The following is a 22,776-nucleotide window of genomic DNA, read 5'->3' on the forward strand; positions in this document are numbered from 1 at the left end:
AGGTTACGTCTGCCGGTGAAGCGCTCGCACGGGGAATGCGACGGACAGGAACTTAGGGTGACCTTACCTGCCATCCGACGTGTGAGACGGACCCGGGTCCGTTACCGGGGGGAGAGGCCGGGTGGCAGGATTCGAGGCATGTCAGACCAGTTCCGTGCCCCCGGCGCCGAGTCCGCCGCCCCGTACGACGCACTCCTGCTGCTCTCCTTCGGCGGTCCCGAAGGACCCGACGACGTCGTGCCGTTCCTGGAGAACGTCACCCGCGGGCGCGGCATCCCGCGCGAGCGGCTCAAGGAGGTCGGGCAGCACTACTTCGGCTTCGGCGGGGTCAGCCCGATCAACCGTCAGAACCGCGAGCTGCTCGACGCGCTGCGCAAGGATTTCGCCGGTCACGGGCTGGACCTGCCGGTCTACTGGGGCAACCGGAACTGGGCCCCGTACCTGACCGACGTGATGCGCGAGATGGCCGCCGACGGCCGCCGCCGGATCGCGGTCCTCGCCACCAGCGCCTACGCCTCGTACTCGGGCTGCCGGCAGTACCGCGAGAACCTCGCCGACGCGCTGGCCGCGCTGGAGCAGGAGGGCGTCGAGCTGCCGCGCGTCGACAAGCTGCGCCACTACTTCAACCACCCCGGCTTCGTGGAGCCCATGATCGACGGCGTGGTGGCCTCGCTCGACGCGCTCCCCGAGGAGGTGCGCGCCGGCGCGCACCTCGCCTTCACCACGCACTCCATCCCGACCGCCGCCGCCGACACCTCCGGCCCCGCCCCGGACCACACCGAGGGCGGTGAGGGCGGCGCGTACGTCAAGCAGCACCTCGACGTCGCCCGGGTGATCGCCGACGAGGTCGCGGTGCGCACCGGCGTCGCCCGCCCCTGGCGGCTCGTCTACCAGTCCCGCAGCGGCGCCCCGCACATCCCGTGGCTGGAGCCGGACATCTGCGACCACCTGGAGACCCTGCACGCCGAGGGCGCCCCCGCCGTGGTCATGGTCCCCATCGGCTTCGTCTCCGACCACATGGAAGTCCTGTACGACCTGGACACCGAGGCCACCGCCAAGGCCGCCGAGCTGGGTCTGCCCGTCGCGCGCTCCGCGACCGTCGGCGCCGACCCGCGCTTCGCCGAGGCCGTACGGGAGCTCGTCCTGGAGCGGGCCGCCAGGGAGCGCGGTGAGGCGGCGCAGGAGTGCTGGGTGGGCACGCTCGGACAGAGCCACGACCTGTGCGCGGTGGGCTGCTGCCCGGCGCGGGCGCCGCGGCCGGCCGCCGCGGGCGCGGACAGCCCGTACGCCTAGGAAGGGGAGGGGAACCGTGATCTCCGAAGAACTGAAGGCCGAACTGCTGGCGGTCGGCATGGAGGCCGCCCGGCAGGCCGGGGCCCTGCTGCGCGACGGCCGGCCGGCCGATCTGGCGGTGGCGGCGACGAAAACCAGCCCCATCGACGTGGTGACCGAGATGGACATCGCGGCGGAGAAGCTGATCACCGGCATCCTCGCCGAGCGGCGCCCCGCGGACGGGCTGCTGGGCGAGGAGGGCGCGGACACCCCGGGGACCAGCGGGGTGCGGTGGGTCGTCGACCCGCTGGACGGCACCGTGAACTACCTCTACGGGCTTCCCAGCTGGGGCGTGTCCGTCGCCGCCGAGTACGAGGGCGAAACCGTGGTCGGCGTCGTGGCGGCGCCGATGCGCGGCGAGGTCTACCACGCCGTCCTCGGCGGCGGCGCCTGGCTGGGCCCGGCACGCCTCGCCTGCCGTCCGGCGGCCCCGCTGGACCAGGCGCTGGTCGGGACCGGGTTCGCCTACGTCCAGACCCGGCGGGCGCACCAGGCCGACGTGGCGCAGCGGATCATCCCGCTGGTGCGGGACATCAGGCGGGGCGGCTCGGCGGCGCTGGACCTGTGCGACGTGGCCGCGGGGCGCCTGGACGGCTACTACGAGCGCGGCCTGAACCCGTGGGACCTGGCCGCGGGGGAGCTGATCGCCCGCGAGGCGGGTGCCGTGACCGGCGGCCGCCCGGGGGAGCCGGCCTCGGGCGAGCTGGCCCTGGCCGCCACCCCGGCGGTCTTCGCCTCGCTCCAGCCGCTGCTGGAGGAGGCCGGGGCCTGGCACGACTGAGCGCGGCCGGACGTGCGTGGACCCCGGCCGCCCGAGGGGGCGGCCGGGGTCCACGCACGTCCTGGAGCCGGCGCTCAGCAGCCGTCCGGCAGACCGGTCAGCAGGCGGGAGCGGCGGCCGAGACCGGGACGCCGTGCTCGGCGGCCAAGCGCTGGAGGTCTTCCAGCTCCGCCTGTTCCACTTCCGCGAGGAAGTCGTCGCCCGTCTCACGGGCGTGCCTGAGATCCGACTGCGTGGCCCTGATGCGCTGCAGGAGACCCGCGCTGAATGCGTCCATGATGGGTTCGCCCCCTCTTCGTGGGTCGGCGGCGGCACGTGGCAATACCGCCGTCAGGGAGTGGATGGGGTGTTCTCACGTCCTCCCCGGCACTCCGGGCACAGAAACCTCTCAAGGCCAGGGAATCCTCACTTCCGCCCCGTGAGCCCCCGCAGGACCCGTCTTACAGCCGGTTTACGGCCGAAACGGGCAGGATGTACGACGCAATACACGTGTGCCCTTCTGGGCTCGGAGGAAGGAAACGACGTGCGCGTACTCGTCGTCGAGGACGAGCAGCTGCTCGCCGATGCGGTGGCCACCGGCCTGCGCCGGGAGGCCATGGCCGTGGACGTCGTGTACGACGGCGCCGCCGCCCTGGAGCGGGTCGGCGTGAACGACTACGACGTGGTCGTGCTGGACCGGGACCTCCCGCTCGTCCACGGTGACGACGTCTGCCGGAAGATCGTCGAGCTCGGCATGCCCACCCGGGTGCTGATGCTGACCGCCTCCGGCGACGTGAGCGACCGCGTGGAGGGCCTGGAGCTCGGGGCGGACGACTACCTGCCCAAGCCCTTCGCCTTCACCGAGCTCACCGCCCGGGTGCGGGCGCTCGGCCGGCGCACCACCGTCGCGCTGCCGCCCGTACTGGAGCGGGCCGGCATCAAGCTGGACCCGAACCGGCGCGAGGTGTTCCGTGAGGGCCGCGAGGTGCAGCTGGCCCCGAAGGAGTTCGCGGTCCTGGAGGTCCTCATGCGCAGCGAGGGGACCGTGGTCTCGGCCGAGCAGCTGCTGGAGAAGGCCTGGGACGAGAACACCGACCCGTTCACCAACGTGGTGCGCGTGACGGTGATGACCCTGCGCCGCAAGCTGGGCGAGCCGCCCGTCATCGTGACGGTGCCCGGCTCCGGATACCGGATCTGACCGCGTGGCGACCACTCCGGCGCCACCGACGGCGCCACCGAAACCGACCTGGGACCCCGGCCAGCCCGAGGGTCCCTTCCCGTGGCTGAGGCCGACCATCCGGATACGCCTCACCCTGCTCTACGGCGGGATGTTCCTGATCGCGGGCATCCTGCTGCTGTCGATCATCTATCTGCTGGCGGCGCAGGCCCTGCGGCAGGGCAACGCCCTGCCGTTCCAGATCGTCGGCGGCCAGGTGAAGGTCACCAGCAGTTCCTGTCCGGGAGTGGTGGGGCTCGAACTCACTCCCGACCAGTTCAACGCGGCGATCGGCCAGTGCATCCTCGAACAGCGCAGGCACGCCCTGGACGACCTGCTGAGCCGCTCGCTGATGGCTCTGCTGGGGCTGAGCATCATCGCCTTCGCCTTCGGCTACGCGATGGCCGGCCGGGTGCTCTCGCCGCTGGGCAAGATCACCCGTACCGCCCGCCGGGTGGTCGGCTCCGACCTGACCCGGCGGATCGAGCTGGACGGGCCGGACGACGAGCTCAAGGAGCTCGCCGACACCTTCGACGAGATGCTCGACCGGCTGGAGCGGGCCTTCACGGCCCAGCAGCGGTTCGTCGCCAACGCCTCGCACGAGCTGCGGACGCCGCTGGCGATCAACCGGACCCTGCTGGAGGTGCACCTGTCGGATCCGGGCGCCCCGGTGGAGCTCCAGCAGCTCGGCAAGACCCTGCTCGCCACCAACGAGCGCAGCGAGCAGCTGGTCGAGGGCCTGCTGCTGCTGGCCCGCAGCGAGAACCAGATCGTCGAGCGCAAGCCCGTGGACCTGGCGGAGGTCGCCTCGCGCGCCGTCGACCAGGTGCGCGGCGAGGCCGAGGCCAAGGGTGTGGAGATCCGCGGTGAGCGCGCGCCGGCCGTCGTGCAGGGCAACGGCGTCCTGCTGGAGCGGATCGCCCTCAACCTGGTGCAGAACGCCGTCCGGTACAACGTGCCGGAGGGTGGCTGGGTGGAGGTCACCACCGAGGCCCAGCACGGCCAGGCGGTGCTCCTGGTGTCGAACACGGGTCCCGTGGTTCCCGCGTACGAGGTGGACAACCTCTTCGAGCCGTTCAGGCGGCTGCGTACGGAGCGTACGGGCAGTGACAAGGGTGTCGGGCTGGGTCTGTCGATCGCGCGCTCCGTGGCGCGCGCACACGGCGGCAGGATCCAGGCGATGCCCCGGGAGGGCGGTGGCCTCGTGATGCGTGTCACTCTGCCTTTGTGAGACCCTCCACCCTGTGTTCGCTTTTGGCTGAATCCATGGCCTCTGAATGCATCCGTCCCTGTGTGATCGATCACAGTGGCCGGTGTCCGGCCCTGTGCGTTCGGTGACTCGGGGGAGGCCGGAACGCCCGGGAAGTCCGGGTTTCCGGCCCCCCGAATGGCGGGAAATACACGGGGTGGCGTTTGTGCAAGACGGCGCCCGGACCGTGTACGGTCCCGGTCGTCATCCCAGCCGATCGCCCCTTCCGGCGGGCGGCTGGGTGTCGATTGAGTAACAGACCTTGATGTGAGGCAAAATCTCCGCCTCAGGTCGGGCACAAGTCCGGCCTCTCGTGCGTTACGTGCGCTGAGACACCGCTAACACCCAGAGGGGGAGAGCGAACAATGGCAACGGACTACGACACCCCGCGCAAGACCGACGACGACGTCGACAACGACAGCATCGAAGAGCTCAAGGCTCGACGCAATGAGAAGTCGTCCTCGTCCGTCGACATGGACGAATTCGACTCGGCCGAGAGCCTGGAGCTTCCCGGTGCGGACCTCTCCAACGAGGAGCTGGCCGTTCGGGTCCTGCCCAAGCAGGCCGACGAGTTCACCTGCATGAGCTGCTTCCTGGTGCACCACCGCAGCCAGCTGGCGCGCGAGAAGAACGGCCAGCCGATCTGTCGCGACTGCGACTGAGAGGCGTCGGCCGTGGCTGGCTCGACACCGTTTCGGAAGGGCCTCTTCCGGAAGCAAGGTGATCCGGCGGAGACGCAGGTGGTGACCACGGACCCGGAGACGGGTCCCGAAGCCCCCGGCGGCTCCGCCAGTGCGGCACTCGCCGTTCCCGCCGCCGCCCCGGCGGCGTCGGACGCGGAGCCCGGCGAAGGGCCCCGGCGCGGCCCCGGTGCCCGTCGGCTGCAAGCCGTCAGGAACGGCGTGCGCAAGGGCGGCGAAGGCGTGCGCGGCGCCGCCCTCTACGTCACCGACAGGATCATCGAGAACGCACCGCGCGTTCCCGTCCGGGACCTCGCGACGCTGCGCGCGCAGTTCCCCGGCCTCGGCCCCGACCAGCTGGCCGACAAGCTGATCTCGGGTGCCTGCGCCGCCTCGGCGACCGTCGGGGCGAGCATCGGCGCGGCGGCCATGCTGCCCGTGCCGCCCGCGATGCCCGCCGAACTCGCGGCGGAGATCACCGGCGTCGCGGCGATCGAGCTGAAGCTCATCGCGGAACTCCACGAGGTCTACGGCCGGCGGCCGCACGGCAACCTCAAGGAGCGCACGTTCGCCTACCTGACGGCGTGGACCGAGGAGCGCGGGGTCGACCTGACCAAGCCCACCACGCTGAACGCCGCGCTCGGCGGGCAGATGAAGCGCGAACTGCGCCAGCAGATCCTCAAGCGGATGATCCGCAGCCTGCCCAACCTCATGCCGTTCATGGTCGGCGCTGCGGTCGGAGCGGTCATGAACCGCCGCGACACCCGCAAACTCGCCGAGAAGGTCCGTGGAGACCTGCGCAGACAGGCGGTGGCCTGGGAGGCCCTGCGCTCCCTGCCGCCCCTGGAACGGCCCCTGGAGCCCCTTCCCGAGGCCACCAGGGCAGCCCTGGAGGGTCCGGAGTACTTCACGCGCGACTGACGCGCTCCGCCCCGAGCGGTCCGGCGGCGGCTCCGGGCAGGTGCCGTCAGGCCGCCCCCGCCGCGCGCAGGGCCGCGACCAGGGCCTGCGGCTCGCGGGTGGAGACGTAGACGTACGGGGTCGGGTCGGCGGGGTCGGTGACCTCGATGCGGACCGCCGTCGGCACGTAGCTGCGCATCAGCATGAAAGCCCGGGTGTCCGCCTTGTACGTGCGCCAGGCGCGCGCCTCCTCGGCGTCCAGGATCTCCGGCTCGCCCAGCGCCGACACCGGGATCCGCGCGTCGCCGACGGCCAGCGCCCCGTTCACCACGCGCACGCGCGCGGATCCGTACGAACTCACCAGCAGCCCGGCCAGCGCGGTGCCCCCGACGAGACCGGCCAGCAGCGGCAGCGTGCCCAGGGGCAGCAGCATCAGCGCCCCCGCGAGGCCGGTCATGACGGCGATGCCCCACCAGGAGCGGGGGGCGGTCAGACGTTCGTCGTGGTGCGCGGTGGAGAGCTGCATGCCGTCAAGCCTGCCACGAGGCGACCGGTGGGTAGCCGCGCGGGTAAGGTCTGCGGCTGTGAGTGGACGAAACACAGCGTTGACGCCCCCGGCCGATGCCGCCGCACCGGTCCGGCACCCCGACGCGCCGGCACCCGGTGAGCTCCTGGGTGCCCACTACGAGCACTGCTTCGGCTGCGGCGGCGGCCAGCCGCACGGACTCCACCTGGAGGCCCGGGCCGGCGACGGCGTGCGCGTCACCGCCGAGTTCACCGTCAAGCCCGCCCACCAGGGCGCGCCCGGGCTCGCCCACGGCGGGGTGCTCGCCACCGCACTCGACGAGACGCTGGGCTCGCTGAACTGGCTGCTGCGCGTGATCGCCGTGACCGGGCGGCTGGAGACGGACTTCGTGCGGCCGGTGCCCGTGGGCACCCTGCTGCACCTGGACGCCGAGGTCACCGCCGTCGCCGGCCGCAAGATCTACTGCACGGCCGTGGGCCGGATAGGCGGGCCGGAGGGCGAGGTCGCGGTCCGCGCCGACGCGCTCTTCATCGAAGTGAAGGTCGACCACTTCATCGACAACGGACGGCCCGAGGAGATCCGGGCGGCCATGGCCGACCCGGACCAGGTCAGGCGCGCACGCGCCTTCGAGGTGAACCCCTGATGTCCCTGAACAGCAACGGATCCCGCCACGACGTCGACGTCCTGATCCGCCGCGTCGACCCGGAGGTCCCCATTCCGGCGTACGGTCACCCTGGTGACGCCGGCTGCGACCTCGTCACGACCGAGGCCGCCGTACTGGAGCCCGGTGAGCGCGCGGTACTGCCCACCGGGGTGGCGATCGCCCTGCCCGACGGGTACGCGGCCTTCGTGCACCCGCGGTCGGGCCTGGCCGCGCGCTGCGGGCTCGCGCTCGTGAATGCCCCGGGGACGGTGGATGCCGGGTACCGTGGAGAGATCAAGGTGATCGTGGTCAATCTCGACCCTCGCGAGAGCGTCCGGTTCGAGCGTTTCGACCGCATTGCCCAGCTGGTTGTCCAGCGGGTCGAGAAGGTGCGCTTCCACGAGGTGGCGGAACTTCCCGGCTCGGCCCGGGCCGAGGGGGGTTTCGGCTCCACCGGCGGTCATGCGGCCGTGGCCGGATCCGGGGCTGGTCAGCAGGGTGGGAATGGCTACGCTTCGGTCGTAACCGACCGGGAAGGACAGTGACGTGTTCGGACGTCGCAAGAAGAACGACTCCGCCAAGGACGGCGGCGCGGCCGAGCAGGTCGTAGACGGCGTCGCCGCCTCTGAGCAGGACGACGCGGGCGAGCCGGAAGAGGCCGCCCCGCGCCGGATCAACCTGCCCCCGGCCCCGCGGCCGGACGGCCCGTGGGACGTCTCCGAGGTGCTCGGGAACCCGGCCGACGGCCGGGTCGACCTGGGCGGGATCTTCGTACCCGGTGTCGACGGCATGGAACTGCGCGTCGAGGTCGCCGGGGACGCGATCGTGGCCGCCACGGTGGTCCTGGGCGACAGTGCCGTGCAGCTGCAGGCCTTCGCCGCGCCCAAGAAGGAGGGCATCTGGGGCGAGGTCCGCGACGAGATCGCCGCGGGCATCACCCAGCAGGGCGGCATCATCGACGAGGTCCAGGGCTCGCTGGGCTGGGAGCTGCGCGCGCAGGTCCCCGTACCGCTGCCGGACGGGCAGACCGGCGCCCAGCTGGTCCGCTTCGTCGGCGTCGACGGCCCGCGCTGGTTCCTGCGGGGCGTCATCTCCGGCCAGGGCGCGGTGCGCCCCGAGTCGGCGGGCGTGCTGGAGCAGATCTTCCGGGACACCGTCGTCGTCCGCGGCGACGGCCCGATGGCCCCGCGCGACCCGATCGTCCTGAAGCTGCCGAACGACGCCCAGATGGTGCCGGACGGCGTGCAGACGACGGAGGAGCAGGAAGGCTCCCGCTTCGGCGGCGGCATGGGCCAGCTCGAGCGCGGCCCGGAGATCACCGAGGTCCGCTGAGGCCGGCCGACCGGACCGCCCCCGCGCACAGGGGGGTGCGTCGTGCTCCGCAGCCGGTGGGCCCCACTCCTTCGGGTGGGGCCCACCGGCTTTCGCATGCCGCTGCCCGGCCGCGGCGGTGCGGCGCCCGCCCCGCGTCAGGGATCCGTCAGGGATCGGCCCGGGGCCCGTGATCGGTGCGTGCGCGGTCCGGACGTCCCCGAGAATGAGCCCATGGGACGCGGCAAGCTCAGGATCTACCTCGGCGCGGCACCCGGTGTGGGCAAGACCTACGCGATGCTCTCCGAGGGGCACCGCAGGGCGGAGCGCGGCACGGACTGCGTCGTCGGCTTCGTCGAACACCACGGGCGGCCGCGGACCGAGGTCCTGCTCCACGGCCTCGAACAGGTCGAACGCAGGACCCTGCGCCACCGCGGTGCCTCCTTCACCGAGATGGACGTGGACGCGCTCCTCGCCCGCAGGCCGGCCATAGCGCTCGTGGACGAGCTCGCGCACACCAACGTTCCCGGCTCGCGCAACGCCAAGCGCTGGCAGGACGTGGAGGAGCTGCTCCGGGCCGGCATCGACGTGGTGTCCACCGTCAACATCCAGCACCTGGAGTCCCTCGGGGACGTGGTCGAGTCGATCACCGGGGTGCGGCAGCGGGAGACCGTGCCCGACGAGGTCGTCCGCCGGGCCGACCAGGTCGAGCTGGTCGACATGTCCCCGCAGGCGCTGCGCCGGCGCATGGCGCACGGGAACATATACAAGCCCGAGAGGGTGGACGCGGCCCTCTCGAACTACTTCCGGCCCGGCAACCTCACCGCCCTGCGCGAGCTCGCGCTGCTGTGGGTGGCCGACCGGGCGGACGAGTACCTCCAGCAGTACCGGGGCGAGCACGGCATCCGCTCCACCTGGCAGGCGCGGGAGCGGATCGTCGTCGGCCTCACCGGCGGGCCCGAGGGCCGCACCCTCATCCGGCGTGCCTCACGGATGGCCGCCAAGGGCTCGGGCAGCGAGATCCTCGCCGTCTACATCGCCCGCAGCGACGGCCTGACCGCGGCCTCACCGAAGGAGCTCGCGGTCCAGCGGACGCTGGTCGAAGACGTCGGAGGAACGTTTCACCACGTCATCGGCGACAACGTCCCCGACGCCCTGCTCGCCTTCGCGCGCGGAGTCAACGCCACCCAGATCGTGCTCGGCTCCAGCCGCCGCCGCTCCTGGCAGTACCTCTTCGGTCCCGGTGTCGGCGCCAGTGTCGCCCGCGACTCGGGACCCGACCTCGACGTCCACATCGTCACGCACGAGGAGGCCGCCAAGGGGCGCGGCCTGCCCGTCGCCCGCTCCGCGGCCCAGCTCGGCCGCAACCGGGTGCTGGCCGGCTGGATGGTCGGAACGGTCTTCCCCGTGCTGCTGTGCCTGCTGCTCACGCACATCGAGGCCGACCTCGGGCTCGCCAACGACATGCTGCTGTTCCTGGCGCTGACGGTGACCGCCGCGCTGCTGGGCGGGCTCCGGCCGGCCCTCGCCTCCGCCGCCCTCGGCTCGCTGCTGTTGAACTACTTCTTCGCGCCGCCGCTGCACCGGTTCACCGTCTCCGACCCCAGGAACATCGTCGCCATCACCGTCTTCTTCGGCGTGGCCGTCTCGGTGGCCTCGGTGGTGGACCTCGCCGCCCGGCGCACCCACCAGGCCGCCCGGCTGCGCGCCGAGTCCGAGATCCTCTCCTTCCTCGCCGGGAGCGTGCTGCGGGGGGAGACCACCCTGGACGCGCTGCTGGAACGGGTGCGCGAGACCTTCGCCATGGAGTCGGTGGCCCTGCTGGAGCGGCAGAACGACCTGGAGCCCTGGAAACCGGCCGGCAGCGTCGGCCCCCATCCCGTCGCCCGGCCCGAGGACGCCGACGTGGACATGCCCATCGGCGACCACATGGCACTGGCCCTCTCCGGACGGGTCCTGCCCGCCGAGGACCGCCGGGTGCTCGGCGCCTTCGCCGCCCAGGCGGCCGTGGTCCTGGACCGCCAGCGGCTGGTCGGCGAGGCCGAGGAGGCCCGCCGGCTGGCCGAGGGCAACCGGATCCGGACCGCCCTGCTGGCCGCCGTCAGCCATGACCTGCGGACCCCGCTGGCCTCCATCAAGGCCTCCGTGACCTCACTGCGCTCCGACGACGTGGAATGGTCCGACGAGGACCGGACCGAACTCCTGGAGGGCATCGAGGACGGGGCCGACCGCCTCGACCACCTGGTGGGCAACCTGCTGGACATGTCCCGGCTGCAGACCGGGACCGTCACCCCGCTGATCCGGGAGATCGACCTCGATGAGGTGGTCCCGATGGCGCTCGGCGGCGTACCGGAGGACAGCGTGCTGCTGGACGTACCCGAGTCGCTGCCCATGGTGGCGGTGGACCCCGGTCTGCTGGAGCGGGCCGTGGCCAACGTCGTGGAGAACGCCGTCAAGTACAGCCCGGCCGGAAAGCCGGTGCTGGTGGCGGCCAGCTGCCTCGGCGACCGCGTCGAGGTGCGGGTCGTCGACCGCGGCCCGGGCGTCCCCGACGAGGCCAAGGACCGGATCTTCGCCCCCTTCCAGCGGTACGGGGACGCGCCGCGCGGCGCCGGAGTCGGCCTCGGGCTGGCCGTCGCCCGGGGATTCACGGAATCCATGGACGGCACCCTCGCAGCCGAGGACACCCCCGGCGGCGGGCTGACCATGGTGCTGACCCTGCGCGCCGTGCCCCACCACCCCGCGCCGGCCCGTGGCACGGTGGACGCCGACGCAAGCGGCGGCGAGGACGGCCCCCCTGGTGCGGACGCACCGCAGACCGGTCACGACCGTGACCGGAGGACGCGACAGAAGGCAGGACCTCAATGACCCGGGTGCTCGTGGTGGACGACGAGCCGCAGATCGTCCGAGCCCTCGTGATCAATCTCAAGGCACGCAAGTACGAGGTCGACGCGGCGACCGACGGCGCCGGCGCGCTGGAACTCGCGGCGGCACGCCACCCCGACGTGGTCGTCCTCGACCTCGGCCTGCCGGACATGGACGGGGTGGAGGTGATCAAGGGGCTGCGCGGCTGGACCCGCGTACCCATCCTGGTCCTCTCCGCCCGGCACAGCTCCGACGAGAAGGTCGAGGCCCTCGACGCGGGCGCCGACGACTACGTGACCAAGCCCTTCGGGATGGACGAACTGCTGGCCCGGCTGCGCGCCGCCGTCCGCCGGGCCGAACCGGCCGCCGGGTCCGGCGAGGACGAGGTGGTCGTGGCGACCGAGGGCTTCACGGTGGACCTGGCCGCCAAGAAGGCGGTGCGCGAGGGACGCGACGTACGGCTGACGCCCACCGAGTGGCACCTGCTGGAGGTCCTGGTCCGCAACGGCGGCAAGCTGGTCAGCCAGAAGCAGCTGCTCCAGGAGGTCTGGGGTCCGTCCTACGGCACCGAGACCAACTATCTGCGGGTCTACATGGCCCAGTTGCGGCGCAAGCTGGAAGCGGACCCCTCACGTCCGCGGCACTTCATCACCGAACCGGGCATGGGATACCGCTTCGAGCGGTAGTGGGCGCGCCGGTAGGCTTTCCTGTATGAGTGCTGAACCGCGTCCCGAGAAGCTCGCGAAGCCGGCCAGGCCGGCGGGCCGGTTCCGCCGGATGATCGAGCGGCTGTCGACCTCGCAGGAGGAGCTGCATTCGGCGGAGCTGCAGGAGGACGCAGAGGCCGCGGGCTGTACGCGGATCTGCGACTGCGACGACCGCCAGATAGTCAAGGTGACCGGCACGCTGCGTACGGTCACCCTGCGGCCCAGAGCGGGCGTCCCCGCCCTGGAGGCCGAGCTGTTCGACGGCTCCGGCGCGCTGGACGTGGTCTGGCTCGGGCGTCGCTCGATCGTGGGAATCGAGCCCGGGCGACGCATGATCGCCTCGGGGCGCATCTCGCTGAGCCACGGCCGTCGGGTGCTGTTCAACCCGAAGTACGAACTCCGACCGCTCGGACAGGAGCAGTAACCGGCGATGTCACTCGACAAACCGACCAACCCGGAGCCCGGCGCCGAGGCGTCCGTGGCGCACGAGGCGCATGAGGCGCATGAGGCGCACGAGGCCTCCGCGGACCAGAAGGCCGTGACGCAGGCGGCGCTGTTCGACGCGTTCGGAGGCGTCCGGGGCACCGTGGAGACGATGCTCCCCGGGCTGCTGTTCGTGATGATCTACACGATCAACAAGGACGTGAAGATGTCCGCCATCGCGGCGGGCGCGGTCGCCGTGCTCCTGGTGATCGTGCGGCTGCTGCGCAAGGACACGGTGAAGCACGCGTTCAGCGGGGTCTTCGGCGTGGGCGTGGGCGTGGCCTTCGCCCTCTTCACGGGCAGCGCGAAGGGTTTCTACCTGCCCGGCATGATCTACGGCGTCGGCCTGGGCGTGGCCTTCACGGTCTCGGCGCTGGTGGGCTTCCCGCTGCTGGGCGTGATCCTCGGCCCGGTCTTCAAGGAGAACCTCTCCTGGCGCACCCGCAACCCGGGGCGCAAGAAGGCGTACACCAAGGCCAGCCTGGCCTGGGGGCTGATCTTCCTGGCCAAGTACGCGATCCTCTTCCCGCTGTACTGGTGGGGCGACGCGACGCAGCTGGGCTGGGTGCTGATCGCGCTGAAGCTCCCGCCGATGGTGCTCGCGGTGTACTTCACCTGGGTCTTCCTGGCGAAGGCGCCGCCGCCGATCGATGTGATCGCGGAGTGGGAGGCCAGGGAGGCGGCCGAGGAGGCACGCAAGGCGCCGTCCCACCGCAAGCCCTGACGGGGCCCGGTACGCGACGAACGACCGCAGGGGCGGGACCCGGCCGAACGGCCCGGATCCCGCCCCTGCGCCCGTCCGGGGACGGGCGGCCCTCCCACCCCTGCGGGCGTCCGCCGGGGCGGTGATGTGCGCTGGGCGCCGCCTCTCCCGGGCCGCGGTGTACGCGGCTGGGCGGGAGTGCCGGGCGGCGCCTCGGGGCCGTGGCGTATGGGTGGGGCAGGCACCTCCCACGCAGGTCTGGCACCGGCCGCCCGTACCGGCGTACCGGATGCCAGGGCGGGGGTGCCGGGCGTGGCCTCGGGGCCGTGGCGCACGAGGCCTTTGCGTACGGGTGGGGCAGGTGTGGCAACGGCCGCGCGTACCGGCGTACCGGATGCCGGGGCGGGGGCACGGCGGAGTGTCCCCGCAGGACGAGCGCGCAACCACCGCCCGGCTCTCGAAGCCCTGCCCGCAGGCGCGAGCCGAGGAGACATTCCGCCGGGACCCCGCCCACCGCACACCACGGCCCGGGAGGCCACGCCCGGCCACCCCTGCCCCACGGGCCCGCCACGGCCCCCGAGAAGCACCCCGCGCGCCGTGGGCCGGGCCCGTACCTGGCCCGCCCGTAGGGGCCGCGGTGGTCGCGGAGCGGGGTGCCCGCCGCCGCCCCTACGGCACTCGCCGCGACCGGCGGCCCGAAGCCCCGGGGCGCCGGTGCGCGTGCGGGCCACGGGCCCGGCGGGTGGGAAGCCCGAAGGGCGGCCGGCGGGCCCGCAGGGCTACCGGCGGGCCTGGAGGAGGTCCTCCAGCTGCTCCTCGCGGGCCTGCGCGGCCACGAACAGCAGCTCGTCGCCCGGCTCCAGCGTCTCCTCGCCGTGCGGCGTGAGCACCCGGTTGCCCCGGATGATCGTGACCAGCGAGGTGTCCTCGGGCCAGTTGATCTCGCTGATCTGCGTACCCGCGACCGAGGAGTCGGCCGGCAGGGTCAGCTCGACCAGGTTGGCGTCGCCGTGGCTGAAGCGCAGCAGCCGTACCAGGTCGCCGACGCTCACGGCCTCCTCGACCAGGGCCGACATCAGACGCGGCGTGGAGACCGCGACGTCCACGCCCCACGACTCGTTGAAGAGCCACTCGTTCTTCGGGTTGTTGACGCGGGCCACCACGCGCGGCACCCCGTACTCGGTCTTCGCGAGCAGCGAGACGACCAGGTTGACCTTGTCGTCACCGGTCGCGGCGATGACCACGTTGCAGCGCTGCAGCGCCGCCTCGTCCAGCGAGGTGATCTCGCAGGCGTCGGCCAGCAGCCACTCGGCCTGCGGCACCCGCTCCACCGAGATGGCCGTCGGCGCCTTGTCGACCAGGAGCACCTCGTGGCCGTTCTCCAGCAGCTCGCCCGCGATGGAGCGGCCCACCGCGCCTGCCCCGGCGATAGCGACCCTCATGCGTGTGCCTCCTCGGGACCCTCGGCGAAGGCCGCCTCGACCTTGTCGATCTCGTCCGTGCGCATCATCACGTGGACGAGGTCGCCCTCCTGCAGCACCGTCTGCGACGTCGGCAGCATCGCCTCGCCCAGCCGGGTGAGGAACGCGACACGGACGCCGGTCTCGTCCTGGATCTTGCTGACCTTGTGCCCGATCCAGGCGGGGGAGGTGTGCACCTCGGCGAGCTGGACGCCGCCGCTCGGGTCCCGCCACAGCGGCTCGGCGCCCGAGGGCAGCAGCCGGCGCAGCATCTGGTCCGCGGTCCACCGCACGGTGGCGACGGTGGGGATGCCCAGGCGCTGGTAGACCTCGGCGCGCTTGGGGTCGTAGATGCGCGCCGCGACGTTCTCCACGCCGAACATCTCCCGGGCCACCCGGGCGGCGATGATGTTGGAATTGTCACCACTGCTGACGGCCGCGAACGCGCCCGCGTCCTCGATTCCCGCCTCCCGCAGGGTGTCCTGGTCGAAGCCGACCCCGGTGACGCGGCGGCCGCCGAAACCGGCGCCGAGCCGGCGGAATGCGGTGGGGTCCTGGTCGACGACTGCGACCGTATGACCCTGCTGTTCCAGGGTTTGCGCGAGGGCGGAGCCCACTCTTCCGCAACCCATGATGACGATGTGCACGGCCGTCCTTCCGGCTGTCAGCGACGCGCTGGTTCCCAGCCTCATTGCATGCTCTGGTTTAACAGGGTCTCAGACCATGGCCCAAGCTACACACGGGTGGTCACGGGTGTGGCCACTTGGGGCTTCTCGGGACCCGCCCGGGAGGTATGAGGGACGCCCGGGGGGTATCCACGGTGTATCCCGGGTGTATCCGGGGCGCACTCGTGGTGCGGTCGTGGTGCGCTCGGGGAGGAAATGCAACGGGATTGCGGTATGAGGGGGTGGGGGGTTCGTCAGCATGATTTCGAACGCTTACGATCCTCTCCGTGTCCAAACTGACCGACGTGCCCAAACGGATCCTGATCGGCCGGGCGCTGCGCAGCGACCGCCTCGGGGAAACCCTCCTTCCCAAGCGGATCGCCCTTCCTGTCTTCGCGTCCGACCCTCTCTCCTCGGTGGCGTACGCCCCGGGCGAGGTCCTGCTGGTCCTGTCGATCGCGGGCGTCTCCGCGTACCAGTACAGCCCCTGGATCGCCCTCGCGGTCGTCGTGCTGATGTTCACGGTGGTCGCCTCCTACCGGCAGAACGTCCACGCCTACCCCAGCGGCGGCGGCGACTACGAGGTGGCCAACACCAACCTCGGCCCGCAGGCCGGCCTGACCGTCGCGAGCGCCCTGCTCGTCGACTACGTCCTGACCGTCGCCGTCTCGATTTCCTCCGGAGTCGAGAATCTCGGCTCCGCAGTGCATTTCGTCATCGAGCACAAGGTGCTCTCGGCGATCGTCATGATCCTTCTGCTCACGCTGATGAATCTGCGTGGTGTGAAGGAGTCCGGCAAGCTCTTCGCGATCCCGACCTATGTCTTCGTCGCCGCGGTCTTCGCCATGATCGGCTGGGGTGCCTGGAAGGGCATCGTCCTCGGCGAGACCATGTCGGCGCCCACAGCCGATTTCGAGATCGAACCCGAGCAGAAGGGCCTAGCCGGTTTCGCCATGGTCTTCCTGCTGCTCCGTGCCTTCTCCTCCGGCTGTGCCGCACTGACCGGCGTCGAGGCGATCAGCAACGGCGTCCCCGCCTTCCGCAAGCCCAAGAGCAAGAACGCCGCGTCCACCCTCGCCCTGATGGGCGGGCTCGCGGTCACCATGTTCTGCGGGATCATCGGCCTGGCCATGGCCACCGATGTGCGGATGGCCGAGAACCCGGCCGTGGACTTGCTCCACAACGGGGTCCCGGTCGGCCCCGAGTACGTCCAGGACCCGGTGATCTCCCAGGTCGGCGAAGCCGTCTTCGGCGGCGGCAGCATCCTGTTCCTCCTGCTGGCCACCGCCACCGCGCTCGTCCTCTTCCTGGCCGCGAACACCGCGTACAACGGCTTCCCGCTGCTCGGCTCGATCCTCGCGCAGGACCGCTACCTGCCGCGCCAGCTGCACACCCGCGGCGACCGCCTCGCCTTCTCCAACGGCATCGTGCTCCTCGCCGGCGCCGCCATACTGCTGGTCTGGATCTACGACGCGGACTCCACCAAGCTGATCCAGCTCTACATCGTCGGCGTGTTCGTGTCCTTCACGCTGAGCCAGATCGGCATGGTCCGGCACTGGAACCGGCACCTGAAGACGGAGCACGACGTCGCCGCCCGCCGGCGCATGCACCGCTCCCGGGCGATCAACACCTTCGGCGCCTTCTTCACCGGCATGGTGCTGGTCGTCGTCCTGGCCACCAAGTTCACCCACGGCGCCTGGGTCGCCCTGCTCGGCATGGTGATCTTCTACGGCACGATGACCGCGATCCGGAAGCACTACGACCGGGTCTCCGCCGAGATCGCCGCCGCCGAGGGTCCCAGCGACGACAGCGTGCGCCCCTCCCGGGTCCACTCGATCGTCCTGGTCTCCAAGGTCCACAAGCCCACGCTGCGCGCCCTGGCCTTCGCCAAGCTCACCCGCTCGGACACCCTGGAAGCGGTCAGCATCAGCGTCGACACGGCCGAGACCAAGGCGCTGCGCGAGGAGTGGGACCGGCGCGGGATCAACGTCCCGCTCAAGATCCTCGACTCCCCGTACCGCGAGATCACCCGCCCGGTGATCGAGTACGTCAAGGGCCTGCGCAGCGAGAACCCGCGCGACGCGGTCAGCGTCTACATCCCCGAGTACGTCGTCGGCCGCTGGTGGGAGCACCTGCTGCACAACCAGAGCGCCCTGCGCCTCAAGGGCCGGCTGCTCTTCACCCCCGGTGTGATGGTCACCTCGGTGCCCTACCAGCTGGAGTCCTCGGAGCTCGCCAAGCGGCGGGCGAAGAAGCGCCAGGACTGGAACGCCCCGGGCTCGGTGCGCCGCGGCCCGGTGGACACCCCGCGACCGCCGAAGGCGCCGACCGGCAAGGACTGAACGGGTTGGTGAACGGCCGGACGAGATCCACGTAAACTGGTGGGTCGGTCGTCCGGCCGTTCCGCTTTTTTTCCGGTCTTTCTCATCCTTCTCATCCTTGGAGCCACCCCGCCATGACGCAGCAGAACGAGAAGCAGTCACTGGTCGGGGAGGAGTACGAGGTCGAGGTCGGGCCCGTCGCGCACGGCGGCCACTGCATCGCCCGTACCGCCGAGGGCCGGGTCCTGTTCGTCCGCCACACCCTGCCCGGCGAGAAGGTCGTCGCGAAGGTCACCGAGGGCGACGTCGACTCCCGCTTCCTGCGCGCCGACGCCATCACCGTGCTCGACGCCTCCAAGGACCGCACTCCGGCCCCGTGCCCGTACGCCGGCCCCGGCAGGTGCGGCGGCTGCGACTGGCAGCACGCCAAGCCGGGCGCGCAGCGCCGGCTCAAGGGCGAGGTCGTCGCCGAGCAGCTGAAGCGGCTCGCGGGGCTCACCGCGGAGGAGGCCGGCTGGGACGGCACCGTCATGCCGGCGGAGGGCGACAAGCTCCCGGCGGGCCAAGTCCCGCAGTGGCGCACCCGCGTCCAGTACGCCGTGGACGAGGACGGCACCGTCGGCCTGCGCAAGCACCGCTCGCACGAGATCGAGCCGGTCGACCACTGCATGATCGCGGCGCCGGGCGTCAGTGAGCTGGGCATCGAGAAGCAGGACTGGCCCCAGATGGCCACGGTCGAGGCGATCGCCGCGACCGGGTCCCAGGACCGCCAAGTGGTCCTCACCCCGCGCCCCGGCGGCCGCCTCCCTCTCGTCGAGCTCGACAAGCCCGTCTCCGTCCTGCGCGTGGAGGAGAAGGACGGCGGGGTCCACCGCGTCCACGGCCGCCCCTTCGTACGGGAGCGCGCGGACGGCCGTACGTACCGCGTGGGCATGGGCGGCTTCTGGCAGGTCCACCCGCAGGCCGCGGACACCCTGATCAAGGCCGTCATGCAGGGCCTGATGCCGCGCAAGGGCGAGATGGCCCTCGACCTGTACTGCGGCGTCGGCATCTTCGCGGGCGCCCTGGCCGAGCGCCTCGGGGAGACGGGCGCGGTGCTCGGCATCGAGTCCACGAAGCGCGCGGTGGAGGACGCCCGGCACAACCTGGCGGACTTCCCCCGGGTCCGCATCGAACAGGGCAAGGTCGAGACGGTCCTCCCGAAGACCGGCATCACGGAGTGCGACCTGGTCGTCCTTGACCCCCCGCGCGCCGGCGCGGGCAAGCAGACGGTCCGCCACGTGGCCGGCCTCTCGGCCCGCCGCATCGCGTACGTGGCCTGCGACCCGGCAGCCCTGGCCCGCGACCTGGCGTATTTCGCGGAAGCCGGCTACAAGCCCCGCACCCTCCGCGTCTTCGACCTCTTCCCGATGACGCATCATGTCGAGTGCGTCGCGATCCTTGAGCCTGCTGAAAAGGGCCGCTGACCTGGTATTTCTCCGAGCGTGCGGGATGTGCGTTCCGTGCGTCAGGTGCGGTGTCTTGACGCATGTTCTGCGCACGTGACGCACGGACGGCGCGGTTTCTGGTGGATGGTCATGCGCAATTGGCTACTGCCGAGTGCAGCCCTCGGCTGTGTGGTCGCAGTCACCTAGATGTGGTTGAGGTGCTGGCTGCCGAGCTGTTGGCTGCCTCTGCCTCATCCGCTTCTCGGTAGTGACGTTCCGTGACGCTAGGTTCTGTCTTGCGGATCGCTGGCAGAGAGATCGCAGGACCTGCTGGTGGCGACGAACTGTTGCCTGTGACGATCCGTCTGTGAGCTACGACCCTGCTGTGTGGGACGGTGGCCGTCCATTCGACAACCGTGCTGCGAGCTCGATGTGCGACGAGTTCTACGAGCGCTACCTGGAGTCGGACAACGTCGTCGTGCCTCCGGCGCCGTGCTTCGGGGCGTACGTGGAAGCTCTCGTGGCGCGATACCCGGCGACGTCGACCGCAGTGTCGTGTGAGCGTCGCCCTCCGGTCATCGATGAGGCATCGGGCCCGATCGTGCACCTGCTTATGTCCTACAGCAAAGCTGAGGAAGTATCCGAGTGCGCCGCTGCACTGGCCCGCGAGCACGGACTCGTCTGCTTCGACCCGCAGGGAGAATGCCTCAGGCCGGGGAAAATGCTCGCGATGAGGAGACCGGCGCGGTAGACCGTGGCGGTTTTCTCGTAGCAGGTGGCCAGGCCGCGCCGTGCTGCCCTAGGCCCACGGCTAGGTCGAACTAGCCGCCGAGGCACGCCGCTTCTTCCGCAGACGCCAGCGCCAGCCGCACAGTCCTACTGGGATTCCTCGGAACCGTCCTCGCTCGCTCCAGCGATCTTGCCGCCGACGAATACCACGCCCAGCCCGAGGGCTGCTGCACCGGCGGCTGCCACCACCTTCATTCCCGTCCCCAGGAACTGCTTGCTCTCACTGTCTTTCTCGTATGCCTGCTGCACGTTTCGGTCGAGGCGGTCGTGGAGGGCCTCCCGCTGTGCCCAGCTGAGGTCGTCCCGATCGAGGTCGGCCCGCAGGGCGTCCCGCTGGTCCTGCGAAGCCTGGTAGAAGTGGTTCTGACTGTTCTCGTTGGCTGCGAGAGTGGACTTGTGGGCCTCTGTGACCGCATCGATGTCGGCCTTGCCTAGGTCCTTGAAGGCGGGGAACTGCTCGATGAGCTTGAGCCGCACCTCGGTGGCCATCTCGGGCATCGCTGCCGCGAACTTGAGCACTTTGTCCTTGGATAGGTTCCGCCAGTTCGGGATACCCAACTTCCGCTTAACCGCTGCTTCGTTCACTTCTCCCATGCGCTGACTCCGTTCGTTGTCCCGTGAGGCATCCCGGATAGTAGCGGTGCCCACCGACGAGCCAGCCCAACTCTGAAGGCCGGTCAAGGCCAAGCACTACGGTCGGCCTCAGGCCGAACTCGCAGATCTCCATTCCGGTGAACTAGGCGTGCTCCCGGTCCAATCGGAGGCACACGCGAGGTTCCTCGTCGTCGAGAATGCTCCAGACACTATCGGCACGCGGGCCTCGCTGGCCGCCCTCTGAACGGCGGCCCGCGGCAAGATCCCATGAACGTCAGGGGAGCCGGGGTGGTCGACGACCCTACAGGTGGGTCTGAAGCACCGCAGGTAATCGGTTGTTGACGGTCTGGCACGAGAATGCCCGCCGGCTGGGGCGGCCGATACTGTGGGCCTGTTTGGGGAGTCCGAGCCGGAGCGGAGCGCGGTGGGTCGTGGGCGGTCTTACGGAGGCGAAGCTGAGGGCGCTGGCGGGGGAGCGTTCGTTCGAGCGTGGACTCGCTTATGCCGACGAAGTGTCCGGGGTCGAGTTCGGTGACGGCTGGATCAGGGCGTCGGTACGCGGCACGGAGCGGTACCAGGTGGAGCTGCTGCTCCTGGGCGGGCGCAGGAACCTGGCGGGTACGTGCGATTGCCCGTACGGCCAGGAGGGCAACTTCTGCAAGCACCTGGTCGCGCTCGGCCTGACGGTGATCGCCCAGGAAGCCGACCTGCCCCGTCGGCGGAAGGCTGCCCGGGACCGGACCCGAGGCCTCGACGCCTGGCTGACCGGCATGTCACATGCCGATCTGCTCGCTCTTGTACGGGAAGAGATGGCCGAGGACCGGAACCTGCGGAGACGTCTGGAACTGCGGGCGGCGAGCGCCCGCGGCGACGTGGCCGGGATCCGTTCCCGTATCCGAGAGCTGCTCGACAGCGGCCCTTTCGCCCAGTACGGCTACGTCGAGTACGCCGACGTTCACGCCTATGCCGACCAGGCCTTGCAGGCGGCCGACGCGATCCGGTCAGTGACGGCCTCCGGCCGGGCGGCCGACTCGATCGCTCTGGCCCGGGAGGCGATCGGGATGCTGGCCGCTGTGGTCGAAAGCGTCGATGACTCCGACGGCCGGTTCGGGGAGATCGGCGTCGGCCTGGCCGACGCCCACCACGAGGCCTGCCGCGCGGCTGGCCCCGACCCGGAGGAACTCGCGCACTGGCTGGTGACGCACGCTCTGGACGACGCAGCCGACCTGACGGACATCGACCCGCTCGACTACGAGGACCTGCTCGGCGAGCGGGGGATGGCCGCCCTCCGCCGGCACGCGGTCGAGGCGTGGCAGGCGAACCGCACCGGCTGGGCCGAGAAGCACCTGATGCAGCGCCTCGCGAAGTCGGGGCGGGACATCGACACGGTGATCGCCGTGCACGCCGCCGACCTCGCGCCGAACGGTCACACCCATCTGCTCATCGCCCGCGAGCTCGACACCGTCGGCCGTACCGCCGAAGCCCTGGAATGGGCCGAGCGCGGCATCCGGGAGACCGAGGACCTCGCCACCGTCGACACCGCCCTGATCGACCATCTCGCCGACCGCTACACCTGGACCGGCCAGCCCGCCGACGCCGTCACCCTGCGCCGGGACCACTTCGCGGCCCGCCGCACCCTGCTCACCTACCAGCAGCTGCGTGCCGCGGCCATCGCCGCCGCGTGCTGGCCGACCGAGCGCGAGAAGGCACTGGCACTTCTCCGCGCCGATGCCGAACGGGCGGACGCGTGCGGTGGCCGGGTCCTCGTCGACATCCTGCTGGACGAAGGAGACGTCGATGCCGCCTGGCGGGCAGCCAGCGAGTACGGCGCCCACGACGGCCAGTGGCTCACCGTTGCGGACCGGTCCCGCCCGACCCGCCCCGCGGATGCCCTCGCCGTCTACATCCGCCTGGTCACCCTCCTCACCCACGAGACCGGCAACCGCGCCTACGAACAGCTCGTCAGCCTGCTCCTGGGCATCCGCGAGTGTCACCGCCGCCTCGGCACACTGGACGACTTCACCGCGTACATCACGGACCTGCGTGCCGCCCAGAAGCGGAAGCGGAATCTGATGAGGCTGATGGACGACCACGGCCTGTCAGGCTCGTGACGACGACCGTCGCGCTGATGGGCGCCTCCGGGGA

General features: G+C 71.1%; 21 protein-coding genes. 16 read left to right on the forward strand and 5 right to left on the reverse strand.

Annotated features, from left to right (window positions below; translation table 11 throughout):
- Positions 1-138: 138 nt before the first annotated feature.
- A complete protein-coding gene (locus tag NRK68_RS25900; protein ID WP_183068295.1) occupies positions 139-1,293 on the forward strand; it encodes a ferrochelatase in 1,155 nt (384 codons plus the stop codon).
- Positions 1,294-1,351: 58 nt separating this feature from the next.
- Positions 1,352-2,113, forward strand: a complete 762-nt coding sequence (locus NRK68_RS25905; RefSeq protein WP_220819365.1) for an inositol monophosphatase family protein — start codon at positions 1,352-1,354, stop codon at positions 2,111-2,113.
- 97 nt (positions 2,114-2,210) lie between these two features.
- Here NRK68_RS25905 and NRK68_RS25910 read toward each other — a convergent pair whose 3' ends face one another.
- A complete protein-coding gene (locus tag NRK68_RS25910; RefSeq protein WP_183068296.1) occupies positions 2,211-2,390 on the reverse strand; it encodes a hypothetical protein in 180 nt (59 codons plus the stop codon).
- 246 nt (positions 2,391-2,636) lie between these two features.
- Here NRK68_RS25910 and NRK68_RS25915 point away from each other — a divergent pair, with 246 nt between their 5' ends.
- From NRK68_RS25915 to NRK68_RS25930, 4 genes are all read left to right on the forward strand, one after another.
- Positions 2,637-3,290, forward strand: coding sequence for a response regulator transcription factor (locus NRK68_RS25915; protein WP_030036265.1), 654 nt, complete (start codon positions 2,637-2,639; stop codon positions 3,288-3,290).
- 4 nt (positions 3,291-3,294) lie between these two features.
- On the forward strand, positions 3,295-4,539 hold the full coding sequence (locus NRK68_RS25920) for a sensor histidine kinase (RefSeq protein WP_183068297.1): 1,245 nt from the start codon (positions 3,295-3,297) through the stop codon (positions 4,537-4,539).
- 383 nt (positions 4,540-4,922) lie between these two features.
- Positions 4,923-5,219, forward strand: coding sequence for a DUF4193 domain-containing protein (locus tag NRK68_RS25925; protein ID WP_030036261.1), 297 nt, complete (start codon positions 4,923-4,925; stop codon positions 5,217-5,219).
- A gap of 12 nt (positions 5,220-5,231) precedes the next feature.
- Positions 5,232-6,158 (forward strand): EcsC family protein, encoded by a 927-nt coding sequence (locus tag NRK68_RS25930; protein ID WP_257856891.1) that lies wholly within the window; start codon positions 5,232-5,234, stop codon positions 6,156-6,158.
- 46 nt (positions 6,159-6,204) lie between these two features.
- Here NRK68_RS25930 and NRK68_RS25935 read toward each other — a convergent pair whose 3' ends face one another.
- Complete coding sequence (locus NRK68_RS25935; protein WP_257856893.1) at positions 6,205-6,663, reverse strand: DUF3093 domain-containing protein; 459 nt, start codon at positions 6,661-6,663, stop codon at positions 6,205-6,207.
- 58 nt (positions 6,664-6,721) lie between these two features.
- On the opposite strand from NRK68_RS25935, the gene NRK68_RS25940 reads away from it, so the two are divergent.
- The 7 genes from NRK68_RS25940 (at position 6,722) to NRK68_RS25970 (ending at position 13,396) form a co-directional block, all read left to right on the forward strand.
- Complete coding sequence (locus NRK68_RS25940; RefSeq protein ID WP_183068300.1) at positions 6,722-7,306, forward strand: PaaI family thioesterase; 585 nt, start codon at positions 6,722-6,724, stop codon at positions 7,304-7,306.
- Positions 7,306-7,851 carry a dUTP diphosphatase gene (gene dut, locus NRK68_RS25945; RefSeq protein WP_046779605.1) on the forward strand — a complete coding sequence of 182 codons (546 nt, stop codon included), beginning with the start codon at positions 7,306-7,308 and terminating at the stop codon, positions 7,849-7,851. Before NRK68_RS25940 ends, dut begins: the two co-directional genes overlap by 1 nt.
- 1 nt (position 7,852) lies before the next feature.
- Positions 7,853-8,638, forward strand: a complete 786-nt coding sequence (locus tag NRK68_RS25950) for a DUF3710 domain-containing protein (protein WP_183068301.1) — start codon at positions 7,853-7,855, stop codon at positions 8,636-8,638.
- 213 nt (positions 8,639-8,851) lie between these two features.
- Complete coding sequence (locus NRK68_RS25955) at positions 8,852-11,485, forward strand: DUF4118 domain-containing protein (protein WP_183068302.1); 2,634 nt, start codon at positions 8,852-8,854, stop codon at positions 11,483-11,485.
- Positions 11,482-12,168 carry a response regulator gene (locus tag NRK68_RS25960; protein ID WP_183068303.1) on the forward strand — a complete coding sequence of 229 codons (687 nt, stop codon included), beginning with the start codon at positions 11,482-11,484 and terminating at the stop codon, positions 12,166-12,168. Before NRK68_RS25955 ends, NRK68_RS25960 begins: the two co-directional genes overlap by 4 nt.
- A gap of 25 nt (positions 12,169-12,193) precedes the next feature.
- The gene (locus NRK68_RS25965) at positions 12,194-12,613 is read left to right on the forward strand and encodes an OB-fold nucleic acid binding domain-containing protein (RefSeq protein WP_183068304.1); all 420 of its coding nucleotides are present in this window, start codon (positions 12,194-12,196) and stop codon (positions 12,611-12,613) included.
- Between the two features lie 6 nt (positions 12,614-12,619).
- Positions 12,620-13,396: a DUF3159 domain-containing protein gene (locus NRK68_RS25970; protein WP_257856894.1), complete on the forward strand. Its 777-nt coding sequence runs from the start codon at positions 12,620-12,622 to the stop codon at positions 13,394-13,396.
- A gap of 758 nt (positions 13,397-14,154) precedes the next feature.
- On the opposite strand, the gene NRK68_RS25975 is transcribed toward NRK68_RS25970, so the two are convergent.
- Both NRK68_RS25975 and NRK68_RS25980 read right to left on the reverse strand, forming a co-directional pair.
- The gene (locus tag NRK68_RS25975; protein WP_053625987.1) at positions 14,155-14,817 is read right to left on the reverse strand and encodes a potassium channel family protein; all 663 of its coding nucleotides are present in this window, start codon (positions 14,815-14,817) and stop codon (positions 14,155-14,157) included.
- Positions 14,814-15,482 carry a potassium channel family protein gene (locus NRK68_RS25980; protein WP_030838372.1) on the reverse strand — a complete coding sequence of 223 codons (669 nt, stop codon included), beginning with the start codon at positions 15,480-15,482 and terminating at the stop codon, positions 14,814-14,816. Before NRK68_RS25980 ends, NRK68_RS25975 begins: the two co-directional genes overlap by 4 nt.
- A gap of 305 nt (positions 15,483-15,787) precedes the next feature.
- On the opposite strand from NRK68_RS25980, the gene NRK68_RS25985 reads away from it, so the two are divergent.
- Both NRK68_RS25985 and NRK68_RS25990 read left to right on the forward strand, forming a co-directional pair.
- Positions 15,788-17,842 carry an APC family permease gene (locus NRK68_RS25985; protein ID WP_183068305.1) on the forward strand — a complete coding sequence of 685 codons (2,055 nt, stop codon included), beginning with the start codon at positions 15,788-15,790 and terminating at the stop codon, positions 17,840-17,842.
- Positions 17,843-17,955: 113 nt separating this feature from the next.
- On the forward strand, positions 17,956-19,287 hold the full coding sequence (locus NRK68_RS25990) for a class I SAM-dependent RNA methyltransferase (RefSeq protein ID WP_183068306.1): 1,332 nt from the start codon (positions 17,956-17,958) through the stop codon (positions 19,285-19,287).
- Positions 19,288-20,124: 837 nt separating this feature from the next.
- On the opposite strand, the gene NRK68_RS25995 is transcribed toward NRK68_RS25990, so the two are convergent.
- Positions 20,125-20,631, reverse strand: coding sequence for a hypothetical protein (locus NRK68_RS25995; protein WP_257856896.1), 507 nt, complete (start codon positions 20,629-20,631; stop codon positions 20,125-20,127).
- A 431-nt stretch (positions 20,632-21,062) separates the two neighbouring features.
- Here NRK68_RS25995 and NRK68_RS26000 point away from each other — a divergent pair, with 431 nt between their 5' ends.
- Positions 21,063-22,742: an SWIM zinc finger family protein gene (locus NRK68_RS26000; RefSeq protein WP_257856897.1), complete on the forward strand. Its 1,680-nt coding sequence runs from the start codon at positions 21,063-21,065 to the stop codon at positions 22,740-22,742.
- The last annotated feature ends 34 nt before the right edge of the window (positions 22,743-22,776 follow it).

The sequence above is a fragment of the Streptomyces yangpuensis genome (genome assembly GCF_024666385.1).
In the GTDB taxonomy this organism is placed as follows: Bacteria; Actinomycetota; Actinomycetes; order Streptomycetales; family Streptomycetaceae; genus Streptomyces; species Streptomyces yangpuensis.